At 57.7% G+C, this 1,262-nt stretch carries 2 protein-coding genes; both read left to right on the top strand.

Annotation, left to right across the window (positions count from 1 at the left end; translation table 11 throughout):
* The first annotated feature begins 44 nt into the window (after positions 1-44).
* Positions 45-1,055 (top strand): flagellar hook-basal body complex protein, encoded by a 1,011-nt coding sequence (locus VZ95_RS18030; protein WP_198148381.1) that lies wholly within the window; start codon positions 45-47, stop codon positions 1,053-1,055.
* Positions 1,056-1,127: 72 nt separating this feature from the next.
* A partial coding sequence (locus VZ95_RS28370) for a flagellar basal body protein (protein WP_332308129.1) occupies positions 1,128-1,262 on the top strand: 135 nt, incomplete at its 3' end.

Raw genomic sequence — 1,262 nt, 5'->3', positions numbered from 1 at the left:
TAGCAGCAGCAACAGCAGCAGCAGCAACCCCTATTGTAGACACGGTGACCAATCCAGCCCTGACCAGTCGCTACCGACTGCGCATGAGCGATGCAACCGGTACGGCAGCCAGCAGCACTGGCGCTCAGCTTGATACAACCAGTACTTCGGGCCTCCAATCGGGCCTCACCAGCGATGTGACCGTCTACGATAGCCTCGGCGTTGGTCATAATATTCAGCTCGCTTACATTAAAACCGCTCCCAATAAATGGGACGTTTACATTACGAAGATGACCATTGTCGGTCGCACGGACTCCAGCGGGAACCCGATCGACTCGATTAGCGGCACCACGCAAAATTCTTGGGCCTATAGCGGCACGGCTGGCGAAACGCTTGATGGCGATGACTCCGCGGCACCTCCCGCTGGTAAGGGCTATGTTGCTGGTTCGTCACTTCGTGGTCTCCTCAAGTCCAATAGCCGTCTGGGTAGCATTTCGTTTGATACGAATGGGGCTATCTCGGGCTTTACTGCGAACGCGAACGCCACGCTCAATAGCTCCAATGCAACCGCCGGCGTAAATCTCTCCGCCCCGAGTTCGACCGGTGCCACCAAACTCAATCCCACCATCAACTTCGGCACTGTCGGTACGAAGAACGGCGTGACGCAGCAGTCGGACGCTTTCGCCACCTCCTTCGTCAATCAGGATGGCGTGCGCTTCGGCTATAAGACAGGTGTCGCCATCGATAAGGACGGTGTGGTTCGGGCGGTGTTCGATAATGGTCAGCGCCTCGCGGTTGCCCGTGTTGCCATCACCACTTTCGCCGATCCGAACCGTCTCGATGCGCGCTCGGGCAATCTCTATGCCCAGACCGACGCCTCGGGCTCGCCGACGACCAACTTCTCGGGTATCGGCGGTGCCGGGACCGTTCAGGGCAGCGCCTTGGAAGGTTCCACGGTCGATCTCGCGGAAGAATTCACCGATATGATCGTGACGCAGCGCAACTATAGCGCCAACTCGAAGACGATCACGACCTCGGACGAAATGCTCCAGGAAATCATCAACCTGAAGCGTTAAGGCGGATAGGCCTCTCCAGGTCCTCGGGTCGGGAGAGGCCCCCTACTTCCCTAAGTTCAGCCTAAAGGTGCGATGATGAGTTTCAGCAAGGCCCTGATTACCGGCGTTACCGCGATGAATGCCCAAAGCACGGCGATGGGGGTTCTCTCCAACAATATCGCCAATTCTCGGACGGTCGGGTTCAAGGACTCGGATTCGCGCTTTTCC

Source organism: Elstera litoralis, from assembly GCF_000963705.1.
In the GTDB taxonomy this organism is placed as follows: domain Bacteria; phylum Pseudomonadota; class Alphaproteobacteria; order Elsterales; family Elsteraceae; genus Elstera; species Elstera litoralis.
This window is presented reverse-complemented; position numbering and strand designations above follow the sequence as displayed.